Below are 17,438 nucleotides of genomic sequence, written 5' to 3' on the forward strand. Positions count from 1 at the left end.
ATTTTTAAATTTAAGCTGTTATATAGTTGAATTCATATTATTTATGCAAAGAGAAAACCTCATAAAAAAATGGTTAGATAATAATCTAAATACTGAAGAGCAAAATGCTTTTGAGCAATTAGAGGATTATAATGAATTAATAAAAATGGACACTGCTTTAAAAGATTTTAAAGCACCAGAATTTTCTAGTGACCAAAACTACCAAGCTTTAAAACCACATCTCAAACCTAAATCATCAACTGCAAATCAATGGTTAAAACCGTTACTAAGAATTGCCGCAATTTTAGCCTTAGGATTTAGTGTATATTATTATACAACAACTTTAGATACTACAGTTGAGACACGTATTGCGCAACATACAACCATTGAATTACCCGATAATTCCACTGTAGACCTTAATGCCAACTCTACTATTACGTTTAATAAAAATCAATGGACCAAAACCCGAGAAGTTTCCTTAGAAGGAGAAGCTTTTTTTAAAGTCGCAAAAGGTCAAAAATTTGATGTGATTACTACAGACGGAATCGTGAGTGTTTTAGGCACACAATTTAATGTAAAACAACGTAAATCATACTTTGAAGTAACATGCTACGAAGGCTTAGTCGCCGTAACGCATAACAACAAGACGACTCAACTAGAGCCAGGACACACCTTCTTAATAAGAGATGGGAAACTACTTGCAAATGAAAAAGAAAACGCTGTGCAACCGCAATGGTTGCATGGAGAAAGTAGCTTTACGAGCGTACCTCTTAAACATGTTATTGCTGAATTTGAAAACCAATACAACCAAACTGTAGTGACCAAAGATATTGATCTTTCTCGATTGTTCACGGGAAGTTTCACACATAATAATTTAGATTTAGCACTGAAATCTGTCACAATACCATTAAATTTAGGCTACAGCAAATCAGGAAAATCTATTTTACTAAAGCGTGAATAAAACATTACTCTGTTTAGTTTTCTACATTGTATCAATTGCCTTTTGTAACCTAACGTTCTGTCAGGAACCAAGCGGAGAAAAACCACTTGCCCAAATTCTGCTAAAATTAGAAGCGACATATGATGTTAAATTTTCGTTTGAAACCAAAACTATTGAAGGGATTTTAATTCGCCCACTACCTGATGAACTTTCCTTAAAACAAGTATTAAATCATTTAAACAGCATAACACATCTTAGTTTTGAAATGCTGAATAGTCGCTTTATCGCGATCACACAAAAAGAGACCGAAGAACCACAAAGCCAAATACAACGATTAGAAGAAGTTGTCATTACAAACTACCTTACCAAAGGTATTTCTAAAACCAATAACGGAACTATAAAAACCAATACAAAAGCTTTTGATATTCTACCAGGATTAATTGAACCAGATGTGTTGCAAATAGTACAAAATCTACCTGGAATAATGAGTGTAGATGAACGGATTTCTAACATCAATGTTAGAGGTGGTACCAATGACCAAAATTTAATCTTATATGAAGGTATAAGAATGTATCAATCTGGTCATTTTTTTGGATTAATATCAGCTTTTAACCCTTACTTATCGGAAGATATTACAATTTCTAAAAATGGAACCAGTGCTAAATTTGGCAATGCAGTTTCTAGCACTATAACCATACAAAATTCAGACAAAATAGATAAAAACAGAAGTGGAGGACTCGGTGGTAATATGCTAAGTGTTGATGGTTTTGCAAAAGTACCTTTATCTGAAAAAACAGAATTACAAGTCTCTGCAAGACGTTCTTTTACTGATATCTTGGTGTCTAAAACTTACGATGCTTATTTTGATCGTATTTTTAGTGATTCAGAACTAAATACGTCTACACCTACCAATACCCTTTTAGCCCAAGACGAACGATTTCTTTTTTACGATTTTAACGCTCGCTTTCTATATGATATTAGTTCAACATCTAAGCTTCGCATTAATGTGATAAACATTTCGAACGACTTAGATTACAGCCAAGTGTTTACGACCACAGACAATAATTTTCAAGAAACCAAAAGTGAATTAAACCAAACAAGTTATGGTGGAAGTGTATCGTATTCAAAACTTCTAAACCAGGATCTAAACTTATCTGCTCAAGTCTATTTTTCTAATTATGATTTAGATGCTAAAAACAACAATATTAGCAATAATCAGCTGTTAACTCAAGAGAATAAAGTTGAAGATTTTGGTTTTCGGTTTGACGCGTCTAAAATAGTAAACGAAAGCATTAATTTTAATTTAGGTTATCAATTTAATGAGGTTGGTGTTACTAATTTTGAAGATGTTACTAATCCTGATTACACGAGTTTTGTAAAAGAAATTATAAGAACGCATGCCTTATTTGGAGAGGTTGAATGGTACTCAACATCTCGTGACACCTATATCCGCTTAGGTTCTCGAATTAGCTATTTTGGAAAGTTATCGGAATTTTTAATTGAGCCTAGATTTACAGTAAACTATAAGTTTCTAGATTATTTTAGACTTGAAGTTTTAGGAGAATTAAAAAGTCAATCTATTACGCAGATTATAGATTTACAACAAGATTTTTTCGGCATAGAAAAACGGCGATGGCAACTCGCCAATGGTAATGATGTTCCTTTGATTACAAGTGAACAGACCTCGATTGGTCTTAGTTATAATAAAAATAATTTGCTAGTTTCTGTTGAAGGCTATTACAAAGGTGTACATAATATTACCGCACGTAGCCAAGGGTTTCAAAACCAGTTTCAATTTACTGAAGATATTGGCCATTATACTGTTAGTGGTATAGACTTTCTTATTAATAAGCGTTTTAATGATTTTAGTACATGGCTGAGTTATACCTATAGTAAAAATGATTATAAGTTTAATCAATTACATAACGGTAAATCATTCCCTAACACCATAGATTTAAGACACGTGTTTAATACGTCTCTTACTTATAATCGCGATAAATTTAAAATAGGTATTGGTTTTAATTGGCATTCTGGAAGACCTTTCACACCTCCAAAAGACCTTCAAGACAATAGTAATTTTACCATAGAATATAATGCTCCTAACAGCTCTAGGTTAAGTGACTATTTTAGAACTGATATTTCTGCCATCTATAAATTTAAACCATCCAAAGGCATTTCTGCAGAAGTTGGGGCTTCAATCTGGAACATCTTTAATCAAACTAATATCGTTAATCGTTATTATACATTTGATTCGGATAATAACATATTAGACATTAAAAATAAATCCTTAAAACTAACACCAAACCTAAGCTTTAGAATGAATTTCTAAAATGGACTTCATAAAAAAACCTGAATAAAAATTCAGGTTTTTTTAAAATGTTGGACTAACCATTAACCGTTTTGTCTCTTTCTTTTTGTTTTTCTATGTTTTTCTTTATTTTATTTATAGCAGACTCAATTGATTTATCTGGTTCTATTAGATTATATTCTCCCCAAAAATCAGGATCTGAAAACCCAGAAATAGCATCCGTAATTATTACAGAAGGCCTAAGTTTATCTTTGTTTTTTATCTTTTTATCTGTGCTATTTTCCACCCAATCAGTTACTGCCATTTCGCTAGATAATGTATAAACTTTATTGAAGAGTTGACGTTTTTTATTCACCTTAAACGTTAAGCTTAAATTAGAATAACTATAGTACCATTTATCTCCCTTTTCTTTATAATCTACCTTATAAATAGCTTCTAAAGGATACACTTCAACATCACTAGGCTTCCTTTTAACTAAAAGATTTTTAGTCTTTTTCATATCACTAACATCTAAGACATAATTAGCGCTTACTAAAGCTAGCGTTTGTACATCTATAAATAGTTTTCCGTTGTAATTTACTCTAAGTTGATTTGCTTTTGGACTAAAATTAACTACATAAACAGTTCTATTATTTATAGTCGTTGGGTTGTCAAAAACATAATTATAGCTCCCAATACTTTCGTCTGTAAAAATATACTCAGGATATTTCATAATATCCAAAAACATAGTTGAAAATGGACCACCTTGTAACTTCACAGAAACGGTATCTAAACGTTTGTAATCTGTACTTTTTCTAGCTTTCCAAAGTTGAATAGCATCGCGTTGTTTTGATAAGTTTGGTTGCTTTAAAATATTAACAACAGCTTCTGTTAAGGACACATTTCTATTTCTACGCTTAATAGTTTCTCTGTAAAATGCCGTCATAAAAACAGATCCTTCACTTACATTTTTACTTTTATCACTAAGTACTTTTCGTATTAAACTTTCCGCGTTTTTAAAAGCTGCAATATTAACAGCAGACAACTTTGTGACGGCTTCATATAGCGTTACAACATAGTTATTGTCGGCTAATTGAGATAATGGAACAACGAAAGTATTATACCCTAAAAAAGTCACCACCACTTTTGAATCTAAATATTGGTTTGGTACTTTTAAAGTGAATTCACCTTCGGAATTTGTTATCGTACTAATATTGGTGTTATTAATATTAAGACTAGCAGCTTCAATTACTTTATTTGTTCTACCATCAATAACTTTACCTTGATACTCCTTAAAACCGGTTTGAGCATTTAAAGAAAATAGTACAAACACTAGCAAAAGAAGTGTACTAGTGTAACGTTTTAAAGTGTGAGAATTTTCCATAACAAAAAGATTTAATGAACGTATTAACTCTTCCTAAGATACGAAAAAAACAATAAACTACTTTATATCAGCATGTTAAAATTCAAGGTGTAAATTAAACTACATACGTTCTGGAACGCCGATACCTAAAAGCTGAAATGCGTTTTTTATAGTTTGGCTAACCGACTTAGATAAACCGACTCTAAAATTCTTTTCTTCGTCTGAATCTGCTCCTAAAATGGATACATTTTGATAGAATGAATTAAACTCCTTTACCAAATCATAGGTATAATTAGCAATCAATGCCGGACTATGTTGCTCTGCTGCATTTTGAATCACTTCTGGAAACAATTCTAATTGCTTAATGAGTTGTTTTTCTTTGTCGTGTAGAGACACGTCGACTGTGCTCAGTGTGACATTTTTATCCACATTAGCCTTTCTTAAAATAGACTGAATTCTGGCGTAGGTATACTGAATAAATGGCCCTGTATTTCCTTGAAAATCGATAGACTCCTTTGGATCGAATAAAATTCGTTTTTTAGGGTCTACTTTTAAGATGTAGTATTTTAAAGCCCCTAACCCAATGGTTTTATAAAGTGTTTGTTTTTCGTCAGTTGAATAGTCTTCAAGCTTTCCTAATTCATTAGAAATCTCTTCAGCTGTATCTGCCATTTCTTGCACTAAATCATCGGCATCTACAACTGTTCCTTCTCTACTTTTCATTTTTCCACTTGGCAAATCAACCATTCCATAACTTAAATGAAATAAATTTTTTGCCCATTCGAAACCTAATTTCTTCAAGATTAAGAATAGCACTTTAAAATGGTAGTCTTGCTCATTTCCAACAGTATAAACCATACCACCAACATCTGGATAATCTTTTATTCGCTGAATGGCTGTACCAATATCTTGTGTCATATAAACAGCAGTTCCATCGCTACGTAATACGATTTTTTCGTCTAAGCCATCGTCTGTTAAATCGCACCAAACCGAACCATCTTCCTTTTTGAAAAAGACCCCTGAATTTAACCCTTCTGCTACAAATTCTTTTCCTAACAAATAGGTATCACTTTCGTAGTAATAGGTATCAAAATCGACTCCGATGTTTTTGTAGGTCACATCGAAACCATCATAAACCCATTGGTTCATTTTTTTCCAAAGTGCAACAACGTCTTCATCTCCTGCTTCCCATTTAATGAGCATTTGTTGTGCTTCTAATAATAGTGGTGCGTTCTTTTTAGCCTCTTCTTCAGATTGACCTTGAGCTACTAATTTTGCAATTTCAGACTTGTATTCTTGATCAAATTTCACATAATAATTTCCAACTAATTTGTCACCTTTTAAACCTGTTGAGCTTGGTGTTTCGCCATTACCAAAACGTTGCCACGCCAACATACTTTTACAAATATGAATGCCTCTGTCGTTTATAATCTGAGTTTTGTAAACTTTCTTTCCAGAAGCTTTTAAAATTTCTGCGACAGAATAACCTAAAAGTACATTTCTAACATGTCCTAAGTGCAATGGCTTATTTGTGTTTGGCGATGAATATTCTACCATTATGGCTGTATCATCCTTTTGATCTGCAAATCCGAAATTCGATTTATCTTTTATAGATTGAAAGAACTCTAAATAATACGAATCACTAATTTCTATATTTAAAAAGCCTTTTACAACATTAAAGCCTTTAACCACTTCTACATTATCTAAAAGATACTGACCAACCTGCTCTCCAATAACAGCCGGATTCCCTTTTACAACACGCAACATAGGAAACACAACAACTGTAACATCTCCTGCAAACTCTTTGCGAGTGGCTTGAAATTCTACCGTTTTTAATTCCGATTGAAACAACGCTTTAATCGCTGCTTTTACCTGTAATTCTAATGTCTCTTGAAGGGTCATAATTCTACTTTATTTTCATGTTTTAAAACCTTGGCAAAGATAGACGATTTATTGTTTTATTAGAGTACTATACAGACATAATTGCGTAACTTTATAGACTTTGAAAAAGTGTAAAGTAATCTCAAGAAAGAAAATGACACGACTTAAATACTACTTTTTAAGTGTTATTATAATTACCACAACGATTACATAGATGCCAACGCTAATTATTTAGCGTTCTTTAAGCGACGTAACTTCTAAAGACATCAAATTTTTCTACTAGGCTCCAGATTAGATGGCTTTTATAGTAATAAAAATTTATCGACGAATGGAACGTCCTAGGTAAACCAACATGTTTTCGATTTTAATCTAAAAACCTTACCTGTGTTGGGCACATTTAACCATAACTACCTTATTATCTGCTATTTAACTAAATAACGTATTTCGTCGATGAACATGTATTACTACCGTTATTTTTGCTTTTTATCGATATGTAGTTTTTTTAAAATATTATATTTGTCACTTCAACTAATAAATTGGTATTAAATCCTAAATATTAGCATATTTGTTTTCATAATAGCATTTTTGAAAGGCTATTAATCAATGTCCCAAACATTAATGAGGCTTAATAATCAAACATTAACCAAGTTGTTATTGTTTTGTATTAACTTACTTTTTTCGTCCCTCCCTAAAAGTTTTCTAATCCAAAACAGCACAATTCGTTTTAACGCTATTTTAAGATGAAACAGTTATTTATACTAGCTGTATGTCTTATATCGTTTTCAGTTTTTTCTCAGAATGAAAAAATTGATAAACTTACGGTACAAATAGCATATCTAAACGCAGACTCTACGAAGGTGGATATGTCTTTGGTGCTTATTAATGAACTTTATAAAAATAAGGACTTTGGGAAGGCCTTACTTTATGTTAATGAAACGTCTAAACTTTCTGAAGACCTTAACTACATAAAAGGATTAGCAGAAAGCAGTTATTATAGAGCATTGATCTATACAGAGCGCAATGATTATTTTAATGCTATAGACAACTACAAAAAATCTAGAAATTTATATTTAAAAATAAGCGACACTGTTGGAGTGGCTAAAGTGAGTAATAGTATAGGCCTCATTGAAATTAAAAGAGGAAATTATAAGCTAGGTTTACAAAACTCGTTATCTGCAATATCTATTTTTGAAAAACAACATCTAAATGATGAGTTAAGTTTAGCATATAACAATCTAGCTGAAGCTTATCATAAAACCAATCAAATTGATAAAGCAATAGAATATAATTTTAAAACTTTACAAGTCCGCAAAGAAATTAACGACAAAGAAGGTATTAAAATATCTACTAAAAACATTGCCGGACTTTATTCTGAATTTAAAGAACATCGCAAGGCTATAGAATATTACGAAAAAGCATTAGATATCCTTAATCCTAATACAGATCAAGATTTACGAGGTGAAATACTACCTAAACTAGGTAGTGAGTATTTGCGTTTTAAAGAGTATGATAAAGCAGCAGAATACCTAATAGAAGGTTTAAAATACAATAGAGAACAAAATAATAGCGAAGGTATTTTAAGAGCTTTAAATGCTATTGGACACTTAAATCTTCAAAAGAAAAAGGTTAAGCTAGCCGAAAGACAATTAAGCGAAGCGTATAAAATTGCACAAAAAATAGATGATAAAACCGAGCTTTTAGAAAACTATAAACTACGTATTGCTTTAGATTCTACAAGAGGATATTATCAAAATGCATTTTTCTGGCAGAATAAATTTTATGATTTAAAAGACTCACTTTCCAAGGTAGATCAACCTGTATTTCCAACAGTCACAGACTTAGCCCCTTTAGATTTCACTAAGAACGCCACTACGAATAACGATACTACGCCTAACGATAAACAACAGATTAATGAACCGTTTAATTTGTTTAACAATCCTTATATTTTATACGGAATTTTAGCTGCGTTTGTGTTGGTATTAGCTGTTTTAATTTATAGCCTTATAAATTCTAAATCGCATAAAGAAGCATTAGAAAAACAAAAAGACATTTTAGCTGAAGAACAAATAAGAACCGAAGCCATTTTAGAACAAACGCATCATTTGGAAGAGGTTAACCAAGTAAAAGACAAGTTGTTTTCTATTGTATCTCACGATTTAAAAGATTCTATTTCCTCTATTAAAGCATTTTTAGATTTACTAAAAGAAGACAGTATTTCTAAAGATGAATTTTACGAGCTCATACCAGAATTAAGCGAAAATGCCAATAATGCATCTTCACTTTTATTTAATTTATTGAATTGGTCTAAGTCGCAAATGCAAAATTTAGAACCAAATCCAGAGCACTTTAATATACAAGATGTATTTCATTCTAAAATAGCCTTAGTAGAACAAAAAGTTGAAGACAAAAGCATTGTTTTAATTGATGAATCTCAAAACGATTTTATTTATGCAGATCGCAGCATGGTAGAAATTGTGATTCAAAATTTAATTACCAATGCCGTAAAGTTTAGTAGAACCGGAGATGTCATTACGATTTCTAATCAAGATGTAAATGGTAAATCTCTAATTTGTATAGAGGATACTGGTGTTGGTATTTCTAAAAACAATATCGATAAGTTATTTGCTGCACATAAAAACTTTACAACGGCTGGTACCAAAAATGAAAAAGGAACTGGCTTAGGCTTATCTATCGCTATGGATTTAGTAGAACTGAATAATGGTAGAATTTGGGTAGAAAGCACTGAAAATGTTGGAAGTAAATTCTTTGTTGAGCTACCAAAATCAGAGTCTAAGGCTTAATTTCAAGATTCAAGATTCAAGATTCAAGATTCAAGATTCAAGATTCTTAAGTAAAAAGGTTAAAGTGAGTGCACGACTTAACAACAAACAACTTAACAACAAACACATTTAACAACAAACACATTTACGATTTATCCTTTCGGCAAAAACACCTCAGCCATCATACAACGCGCACTTCCACCACCACAGGTTTCTATAGTTTCTAAAGAACTCGAAATAATAGGACCATACTTTTCTATAGTTGTCACTTGATTTGGCGTTAAACTTTTATGTGCTGCTTCACTCATTATTAAAAAGAGCTGGTCATTTTTTCCACGTAACTGCAACATGTTTCCTGCAAAATGATGCATCTGCTTTTCGGTAATTGAAATAATCGCTTTGCCATCTTGCTTTAAATGTTTAACGACATTTTTTCGTTCTTTTTTATCATCAATACAATCTAAGCAAATCACCACAAAATTCTCTGCAACACACATCATCACATTGGTATGATAAATTGGCAACCGCTTGTCGTTAACAGATTGATAGGCTGTAAAAATCACTGGACTATATTCAAAATCCTCACAAAATTCTATAAATAAATCCTCATCTGCTCTTGGAGACAGCGCACAATAAGCTTTTCTATTAACACGGTCTAGAATAACGCTACCTGTACCTTCTAAAAACACACCTTCGTGTTCTGCAGAAGTATAATCTATAATGTTTTCTATCTTAAAGCCTTCTTCTTCTAGCCTTATAAAAATTTCATCTCTACGCTCGCGTCGTCTATTCTCTGCAAACATAGGATACTTTGCTACATCACCATTAGCATGAAAACTCACCCAATTATTCGGGAATATAGAATCTGGAGTGTCATTAACTTTCTCGTCGTCTTCTACGATGACGTTAATACCTGCCGCTTTTAGTTTTTCAACAAAAGCATCAAATTCCACTTGTGCCTTTGCATTAATTTCCGCATTTTTTCCATCTAAATCTTCCTGAAAATAATTATTAACAGCCGTTTGCTCATTCATCCTAAAGTTTACAGGACGAATCATTAAAATAGTATTTGTTGTTTGTTGCATAATATGACATCTAAAAAGTGTTGCAAAATTAGGCATTTTTATGACTTGAAAAAGCCTAAGGAGACAACTTTGTTTTGTATAAATTCATTAAGTTTGAAACATAATGCCCAATTTATTATCAATCATAATTTTATCATGAAGAAACTATTCATCCTATTCTTAATTATTTGTTCTTGTGCTGAGAAAACAGAAGAGCAAAAATCAGAAAATAAGGTCATTGCTATTGACTTTACCACAACTTTTGAAAAAACCGAAGGATTAGGAACTGCAACCTACAACGAGACCATAAAGTATTACCAAGATTTAGCGACTAGTTATCCGGAAATATCAATACAAGACATTGGAGAAACAGACTCTGGCAAACCACTTCATATTGTAACATTAAACATGAATGGATCTGGTGATAATTTTGAAACCATAAGACAAAACAACAGAATTTTATTAGTAAATAATGGTATTCATCCTGGTGAATCTGATGGCATTGATGCCACAATGATGCTTTTTAGAGATATTGTACAAGGTAAAATTGAAGCACCAAAAAACACCGTTATCGTTACCATTCCTGTGTATAATATTGGTGGTAGCTTAAACCGAAATTCCACAACACGAACCAACCAAAATGGTCCAAAATCTTACGGTTTTAGAGGAAACGCAAGAAACTATGATTTGAATCGTGATTTCATAAAATCTGACACCAAAAATGCCAAAGCCTTTGCGCAGGTTTTTCATTTAGTGCAACCAGACGTTTTTATCGACAATCACGTAAGCAACGGAGCAGATTACCAATACACCTTAACACATTTGCTTACGCAGCACAATAAATTAGGTGGTGACCTTGGAAACTTTTTACACACCAAAATGATGCCAAGTCTAGAGCAAAAACTCGCAGCTAAATCTTGGGACATCACACCTTATGTTAACGTCTTTAATCGTACACCAGATTCTGGATTTACGCAATTTTTAGACTCGCCACGTTACTCTACAGGGTACACAACTTTGTTTAACACCTTAGGTATGATGATAGAAACTCACATGCTAAAACCCTATAAACAACGTGTTGAAGGTACTTATGAGTTAATGAAAACGATGATTGAAATCACTGAAGAACAAGGTGAAACCATCTCAAAATTAAGAAAAGAACAAGCTAAATTATGGTCAGCAGGACAAAGCTATCCATTAGCTTGGGCTGTAGATACCGTAAAAACATCAACCCTAAAATTTAAAGGCTACGAAGGCGAAATGATTCCAAGTGAATTAACAGGATCTAAACGTTTAAAATACGATAGATCAAAACCATTTACCAAAGACATTACTTATAAAAACTATTATAAAGCAACAGACTCAATTACAATTCCGGAAGCTTATATTATTCCTCAAGGTTGGCATAAGGTCATCAATTTGTTAAAGTTGAATAATGTCGAATTCACACAATTTAAAACCGACACAACTCTAACCGTTGAGTCTTATAAAATCGGAAGTTTTGAAACTCGAAAATCTCCTTACGAAGGCCATTATGCACATTACAAAACAACCGTAAATACATCTGAAGTTAACGTTACATTTAGAAAGGGTGATTATATGATATCTACTAATCAAAACGCACTCCGCTATCTTTTAGAGACTTTAGAACCAGCTGCACCTGATTCCTTTTTTAACTGGAATTTCTTTGATACTATTCTTCAGCAAAAAGAAGGTTTTTCACCTTACGTGTGGGAAGATAGAGCAGCAGAATTGCTAAAAAACAATCCAAAACTTCAAATTGAATACAATGTAAAAGTTAGTTATGACGAGGAGTTTGCTAATAGTTGGTATGCACAATTAGATTGGTTACACAAACAAAGTAAACATTATGAGACGGCTCATATGCAATACCCTATTTACCGTTTAAATTAGACTTGATTTTCTAAGTTTTCTACAGACTTCATTTAACCACTAAAGTAAATCACATTATAAAAACATTTAACTTTTATGCGAGCATGAGTCTTTACATAATCATTAGCAATGGCTTTGCCAATTGTTTCTTACACAACAAGTGCAAAACTCAAAACTAGAATTAAAGACACTGAAGCTGCTGAGATCTTACCAATATATCGTACTGAGTATGCCGGCTTCAAATTACATCCTTTAATGCCCACCTTTACTACTATAGTTTTTATAACTGTAAAAGCTAAGGTTTCAGAAACTTGAGGTTTTAGCATTAAAAGGTTAAATTCGTCTCAATTATATAAAACCGAACTATGTCTATAGCCGAACTTATTAGTAATGTATTTTTACCATTATCATTAGCTATTATTATGCTAGGAATGGGAATGACCTTAATTCCTGCAGATTTCACCAGACTAGTTAAGTTTCCTAAAGCTATTTTAATAGGGTTAACAAACCAACTCATACTGTTACCACTTATAGGGTTTTCTTTAGCTATTGCCTTTAATTTAAGTCCAATTATGGCTGTAGGCTTAATGATTTTGTCAACCTGCCCAGGTGGACCAACAAGCAACTTAATAACTCAAGTTTGTAAAGGAAATATAGCACTATCAGTGACCTTAACCGCTATTGCAAGTTTTGTGAGTATTTTAACCATTCCTTTTATATTATCCTTTGCCTTAGACTATTTTGGAACAGACGAAACCGTTACAATAAAGTTACCAATTCTTGATACCATCATTCAAATTATGGGCATAACAGTTATTCCTATTTCTATAGGTATGCTTATCAGGAAGTATAAAATTAAATTTGCATTACGAATGGAAAAACCCATGCGCATCGCTTCTACAGTCATTTTTATTTTAGTGTTTATCGCAGTTATTTTGGCTAATTTCGATATTCTAAGCACAGCGATGAAAGAAGTTGGTCTGGTTACTTTACTATTAAATATTATTACCATGGGATTAGGGTATTTAACCGCACGATTATTTAAGCTAAAATTAAAGAATGTTATTTCTATTACGGTTGAAAGTGGTATACAAAACGGCACACTTGCCTTTGTCATTGCAACGTCAATATTGCACAATGTAGAAATGGGAATTCCAACAGGTGCTTACGCCATATGGATGTTTATAACAGGTGGAATTTTAATGTGGCAACTTGGAAAAAGGCCAGAACCAGCTTCTAAAAGCTAATTCTAAACCTGAAAGCGTTTTGAAAACTAAAACAAAAGCATCTTAAACCAAAATTTTAATATTAGCATAGCTATTTTCTAATGCTTTTTGAGATGCCTTAGCATCCAACCATTCTACTTTAGTAATGCCTTCTTTTTCTTGGGGAATCAATTCACCGTCATACTTAGTTTTCATTTCAAACCAATAGGTGATTTTAATTTTATGTTTCCCGTTACGCTTAAAAATGTGATAGGTTGTTGGTAACGGTTTGGTAATTTTTAACCCCTCAACTCCTGTCTCCTCTTCTACTTCACGAATAGCGGTTTCTTCAATTGTTTCTTTACGTTCTGCTTTTCCTTTTGGTAAATCCCATTTATCATTTCGGTAAATAAAAAGAATTTCATCTTTAGAATTATATGCTTTTCCACCACCCGCAACAACATTAGGCAAAAGTTTCAAAAACTTTTTTAGAAGTTTGTCTTCGTTCTTATGTACCAGGTGAACCGCTTTTAAATCTGAATTATTTAAGGTTTTTATAACCTTTCCTATATTTACAGATTTTAAAAGAAAAGATTTAAAATCGGTTTCTTGTTTGACTTCAGTAGTTAAGATTATAGGTTTATCACCTACATAAATAGTGTACATCGTTTGGGTTTGTTTTCAACTTTCCTTTTGTAAATTTATTATTTTTTATGAGAAACTATTTGAAAAGAAATTTATTTTAGATTAAAAATTCTCTAAACTTTAAAAATCCTTATTTTTGTATTATGATTTTTAACAAAGATACTGCCAAAAAAACAGCAGAGGTTTTATTGCAAATAAATGCGATAAAATTACAACCCAACGATCCGTTTACTTGGGCTTCTGGCTGGAAATCTCCAATTTATTGCGACAACAGAATTGTACTATCATTTCCACCAATTAGAAATTATATTAGGGCAGCAATCGCCAGAAACATTGAAGACCTTTATGGTAAACCAGATGTCATTGCTGGTGTTGCTACAGGCGCAATCGGTATTGGCGCATTAGTTGCAGAATACCTAAACCTGCCATTTGTTTACGTTAGACCAGAAGCTAAAAAACATGGTCGTCAGAACCAAGTTGAAGGTTTTTTAGAAAAAGGACAAACTGTAGTTGTGGTCGAAGATTTAATTAGCACAGGTATGAGTAGTCTCAATGCTGTAAAAGCATTAAACGAAGCTGAAGCAAATGTAAAAGGCATGGTTGCTATTTTCTCCTATGGTTTTGATGTTGCCAAAAAGAATTTTGAAAATGCCAATGTAGAATTGCACACACTTGGCGATTATGAAAACTTATTAGAACAAGCTGTTGACACTTTTTACATATCTAAAGAGCAACAAGACATTTTAGCACAATGGAACGCCAACCCTAGTAAATGGAACGCTAATTGATATATTCCCGTGAAGTAGTTAAGTTGTATCGCTGTTAAATCGATTTTATCATGAAATCTTTTCAGTATACAACAACTCAACGACTAACGGCTTAACAACAAACAACAAAACATGAAATTAGAATCACCAAAAGTAACCTTAGATAAATCTGCAGAAGAAACATTCAACTTTCTTTCTGATGTTAAAAATTTTGAAAGCCTAATGCCTGAAAACATTAGTAAATTTGAAGTTTTAGACAACGATAAATTTCTATTTGCATTAAAAGGAATGCCAGAAATTGTACTAAAGAAAAAGGAGGCAACTCCAAATAGCAAAATCGTTTTAGGTGCTGCTGGCGGAAAATTAGACTTTGCTTTAGTTGCAGATATTACAGAAACTGAACCTAACAAAACTGAAGTTAAATTAAATTTCGAAGGAGAATTTAATGCCATGATGGCCATGATGATAAAAGGGCCAATCAGTAAATTTATTGAGACTTTAGTAACAAATATGAAAACGGAAGTATAATCTCAACCGAAATTAAAGCTTCTTTAATACAGTAGCTTAATTTCTTTAAGGTCAAAGGTTTTAATAACATCATCCTCTGTCCACACTTGTAACTGACCGTTTTCAGTAACACCTTGGATTATTCCAGAAAAGCTATCATTTTTAGACGTTCTAAAAGTTGATGGCTTTTTTTTTCTAAATAGGAGATTTTCGTATTCTAATTTAATGTCAAGATATGCCTTAGATTCTAAGAGCTTAAAATAAAACTCTAATTGTTTTAATACCTCAAAAAGCACTTCATCTTTATTATAAATAACACCAGTTAGTAAGCTCATAGATGATGCTTGAGGTAAATTGTTGAAAATTTTCTGATTCACATTAAGCCCAAAGCCAATAATAGAACCTTGAAGATTATTACTTTTTATGACATTTTCAATTAAAATACCACACAATTTAGTGTTTGCTGACAAAATGTCGTTAGGCCATTTTATACGTAATTGAGGTATTTTAAAACTTCTCAATGCCTTAATAATAGCCAAAGAAACAGCCATACTAATATAGAATTGTTCCCCTACATTAAATAACGGCAGCCTTTTAAACACACTCGCTGTAAGGTTCTTACCCTCTTCTGCATTCCACTGCGCGCCCATTTGTCCTCTGCCGTTTGTCTGTAATTCTGCTACAACAACCGTATAATCTTTAGGCAATGTCGTAGTAGACAAATCCTTTAGATACGTATTTGTAGAGTCAATGGCATTAAGTTTGATTATGTACATTTAATGGGCAATTTTATTTTATAGTTTTCTTATGACAATATGCGCATACAAGAACTAAAAAAATAATAACTTTGCACAAAATTAATACAATTTAATGACGAAAGATAAAATCCCTACAGACCAACTCATTACATCTATTATTGGAGGTATTGAAGATGTTAAAGGAAAAGAGATAACCTTATTAGATTTAAGAGAGATAGAAAATACTGTTTGTGATTATTTTATTATCTGCGAAGGGTCTTCAAACACGCAAGTAAACGCGATCGTCGGTTCCATACAAAAACAAGTTAGTAAATCACTTAAGGACAAACCTTGGCATATTGAAGGTACTGAAAATGCCGAATGGGTCTTAATGGATTATGTAAATGTTGTTGTGCATGTGTTTCAAAAACACATTAGAGAATACTACGATATTGAAGAGCTTTGGGGCGATGCTAAAATAACCCAAATAGAAACGAGTTACTAAACACAAAAAGATTACCGCATTTGCGGCAACAAGATGGCGAAAGACAATAAAAACCAAAACAAAAAACCGAAATTAAATCCTTATTGGATCTACGGTGTAATCATTGCACTATTCTTATCTATTCAGATTTTTTCTGGCGGATTTGGAGATTCTACAGGTACACAAACAACTCCTGCTCAATTCTTAGATTACCTAAGACAAGGTGAAGTTTCTAAAATTGAAATTGTAAATAAAAAGGAAGCTAGAGTTTACTTAACAAATGAAGCTAAAGAGCAATCTAAACATAAGAAGACAGAATCTAATTCTATATTTCCATCTGTTGCCTCTGTTCCAAATTACAAATTTGAATTTGGTGATCTTCAAAATTTCGAAAACGAAGTAAGTGACGTTATTAAAACAAATAACTTAGAAACTGAGCTCGTTTATGAAACCGAACATAACGTATGGGGAGATTTCCTATTAACCTTATTACCATTCGTGCTTATTATTGGCGTTTGGATTTTTATAATGCGTCGTATGTCTGGCGGCGGAGGCGGAGGAGCTGGTGGACAGATTTTCAACATTGGAAAATCTAAAGCTAAACTCTTTGATGAAAAAATAGACACCAAAACATCTTTTAAAGATGTCGCTGGTTTAGAAGGTGCAAAAGAAGAAGTTCAGGAAATTGTAGACTTCTTAAAGTTCCCTGAAAAATATACCGCATTAGGAGGTAAAATTCCTAAAGGAGCGTTATTAGTAGGACCTCCTGGTACAGGTAAAACGTTATTAGCAAAAGCTGTAGCTGGTGAAGCACAAGTTCCATTCTTTTCTCTTTCCGGATCTGACTTTGTAGAGATGTTTGTTGGAGTTGGTGCGTCTAGAGTTAGAGATTTATTTAAGCAAGCC

At 32.5% G+C, this 17,438-nt stretch carries 14 protein-coding genes; 9 read left to right on the forward strand and 5 right to left on the reverse strand.

The features are described from left to right. Positions 1 to 43: 43 nt before the first annotated feature. Both K1X16_RS14910 and K1X16_RS14915 read left to right on the forward strand, forming a co-directional pair. On the forward strand, positions 44 to 940 hold the full coding sequence (locus tag K1X16_RS14910; RefSeq protein ID WP_195871679.1) for a FecR family protein: 897 nt from the start codon (positions 44 to 46) through the stop codon (positions 938 to 940). Further along, positions 933 to 3,248 (forward strand): TonB-dependent receptor domain-containing protein, encoded by a 2,316-nt coding sequence (locus K1X16_RS14915; protein WP_225036978.1) that lies wholly within the window; start codon positions 933 to 935, stop codon positions 3,246 to 3,248. Before K1X16_RS14910 ends, K1X16_RS14915 begins: the two co-directional genes overlap by 8 nt. A gap of 55 nt (positions 3,249 to 3,303) precedes the next feature. Here the strand turns inward: K1X16_RS14915 and K1X16_RS14920 are convergent, their stop codons facing one another. Both K1X16_RS14920 and argS read right to left on the reverse strand, forming a co-directional pair. Next, on the reverse strand, positions 3,304 to 4,590 hold the full coding sequence (locus K1X16_RS14920) for a carboxypeptidase-like regulatory domain-containing protein (protein ID WP_225036979.1): 1,287 nt from the start codon (positions 4,588 to 4,590) through the stop codon (positions 3,304 to 3,306). 99 nt (positions 4,591 to 4,689) lie between these two features. Continuing rightward, positions 4,690 to 6,471 carry an arginine--tRNA ligase gene (gene argS, locus K1X16_RS14925; RefSeq protein ID WP_225036980.1) on the reverse strand — a complete coding sequence of 594 codons (1,782 nt, stop codon included), beginning with the start codon at positions 6,469 to 6,471 and terminating at the stop codon, positions 4,690 to 4,692. 719 nt (positions 6,472 to 7,190) lie between these two features. Here argS and K1X16_RS14930 point away from each other — a divergent pair. Further along, on the forward strand, positions 7,191 to 9,251 hold the full coding sequence (locus K1X16_RS14930) for a tetratricopeptide repeat-containing sensor histidine kinase (protein ID WP_225036981.1): 2,061 nt from the start codon (positions 7,191 to 7,193) through the stop codon (positions 9,249 to 9,251). 131 nt (positions 9,252 to 9,382) lie between these two features. On the opposite strand, the gene ctlX is transcribed toward K1X16_RS14930, so the two are convergent. Continuing rightward, a complete protein-coding gene (gene ctlX, locus K1X16_RS14935) occupies positions 9,383 to 10,315 on the reverse strand; it encodes a citrulline utilization hydrolase CtlX (RefSeq protein WP_225036982.1) in 933 nt (310 codons plus the stop codon). Positions 10,316 to 10,450: 135 nt separating this feature from the next. On the opposite strand from ctlX, the gene K1X16_RS14940 reads away from it, so the two are divergent. Continuing rightward, on the forward strand, positions 10,451 to 12,208 hold the full coding sequence (locus K1X16_RS14940; protein ID WP_225036983.1) for a M14 family metallopeptidase: 1,758 nt from the start codon (positions 10,451 to 10,453) through the stop codon (positions 12,206 to 12,208). Between the two features lie 344 nt (positions 12,209 to 12,552). After that, positions 12,553 to 13,434: a bile acid:sodium symporter family protein gene (locus K1X16_RS14945; protein ID WP_225036984.1), complete on the forward strand. Its 882-nt coding sequence runs from the start codon at positions 12,553 to 12,555 to the stop codon at positions 13,432 to 13,434. 42 nt (positions 13,435 to 13,476) lie between these two features. Here K1X16_RS14945 and K1X16_RS14950 read toward each other — a convergent pair whose 3' ends face one another. Continuing rightward, positions 13,477 to 14,058 (reverse strand): NUDIX hydrolase, encoded by a 582-nt coding sequence (locus K1X16_RS14950; protein ID WP_195871671.1) that lies wholly within the window; start codon positions 14,056 to 14,058, stop codon positions 13,477 to 13,479. Positions 14,059 to 14,180: 122 nt separating this feature from the next. Here K1X16_RS14950 and pyrE point away from each other — a divergent pair, with 122 nt between their 5' ends. Then, positions 14,181 to 14,825: an orotate phosphoribosyltransferase gene (gene pyrE, locus K1X16_RS14955; protein WP_195871670.1), complete on the forward strand. Its 645-nt coding sequence runs from the start codon at positions 14,181 to 14,183 to the stop codon at positions 14,823 to 14,825. A gap of 111 nt (positions 14,826 to 14,936) precedes the next feature. Continuing rightward, positions 14,937 to 15,332, forward strand: a complete 396-nt coding sequence (locus K1X16_RS14960; protein WP_195871669.1) for an SRPBCC family protein — start codon at positions 14,937 to 14,939, stop codon at positions 15,330 to 15,332. A gap of 23 nt (positions 15,333 to 15,355) precedes the next feature. Here K1X16_RS14960 and K1X16_RS14965 read toward each other — a convergent pair whose 3' ends face one another. Further along, positions 15,356 to 16,087, reverse strand: coding sequence for a biotin--[acetyl-CoA-carboxylase] ligase (locus tag K1X16_RS14965; protein WP_225036985.1), 732 nt, complete (start codon positions 16,085 to 16,087; stop codon positions 15,356 to 15,358). Positions 16,088 to 16,181: 94 nt separating this feature from the next. Between K1X16_RS14965 and rsfS the strand changes: the two genes are divergently transcribed. Together rsfS and K1X16_RS14975 are read left to right on the forward strand one after the other, a co-directional pair. Beyond that, positions 16,182 to 16,553 carry a ribosome silencing factor gene (rsfS, locus tag K1X16_RS14970; protein ID WP_225036986.1) on the forward strand — a complete coding sequence of 124 codons (372 nt, stop codon included), beginning with the start codon at positions 16,182 to 16,184 and terminating at the stop codon, positions 16,551 to 16,553. A 33-nt stretch (positions 16,554 to 16,586) separates the two neighbouring features. Then, positions 16,587 to 17,438 (forward strand): ATP-dependent metallopeptidase FtsH/Yme1/Tma family protein (locus K1X16_RS14975; RefSeq protein ID WP_225036987.1); only part of this gene is annotated, 852 nt, incomplete at its 3' end.

The sequence above is a fragment of the Winogradskyella sp. SM1960 genome, from assembly GCF_020179375.1.
Lineage (GTDB): Bacteria > Bacteroidota > Bacteroidia > Flavobacteriales > Flavobacteriaceae > Winogradskyella > Winogradskyella marina.

What these genes read in the sequence shown, in the direction of transcription:
- argS (WP_225036980.1), bottom strand. Translation starts at nt 6,471, where the DNA reads ATGACCCTTCAAGAGACATTAGAATTACAGGTAAAAGCAGCGATTAAA.
- K1X16_RS14965 (WP_225036985.1), bottom strand. Translation starts at nt 16,087, where the DNA reads ATGTACATAATCAAACTTAATGCCATTGACTCTACAAATACGTATCTA.
- K1X16_RS14945 (WP_225036984.1), top strand. Translation starts at nt 12,553, where the DNA reads ATGTCTATAGCCGAACTTATTAGTAATGTATTTTTACCATTATCATTA.
- K1X16_RS14950 (WP_195871671.1), bottom strand. Translation starts at nt 14,058, where the DNA reads ATGTACACTATTTATGTAGGTGATAAACCTATAATCTTAACTACTGAA.
- pyrE (WP_195871670.1), top strand. Translation starts at nt 14,181, where the DNA reads ATGATTTTTAACAAAGATACTGCCAAAAAAACAGCAGAGGTTTTATTG.
- rsfS (WP_225036986.1), top strand. Translation starts at nt 16,182, where the DNA reads ATGACGAAAGATAAAATCCCTACAGACCAACTCATTACATCTATTATT.
- K1X16_RS14910 (WP_195871679.1), top strand. Translation starts at nt 44, where the DNA reads ATGCAAAGAGAAAACCTCATAAAAAAATGGTTAGATAATAATCTAAAT.
- ctlX (WP_225036982.1), bottom strand. Translation starts at nt 10,315, where the DNA reads ATGCAACAAACAACAAATACTATTTTAATGATTCGTCCTGTAAACTTT.
- K1X16_RS14940 (WP_225036983.1), top strand. Translation starts at nt 10,451, where the DNA reads ATGAAGAAACTATTCATCCTATTCTTAATTATTTGTTCTTGTGCTGAG.
- K1X16_RS14920 (WP_225036979.1), bottom strand. Translation starts at nt 4,590, where the DNA reads ATGGAAAATTCTCACACTTTAAAACGTTACACTAGTACACTTCTTTTG.
- K1X16_RS14930 (WP_225036981.1), top strand. Translation starts at nt 7,191, where the DNA reads ATGAAACAGTTATTTATACTAGCTGTATGTCTTATATCGTTTTCAGTT.
- K1X16_RS14960 (WP_195871669.1), top strand. Translation starts at nt 14,937, where the DNA reads ATGAAATTAGAATCACCAAAAGTAACCTTAGATAAATCTGCAGAAGAA.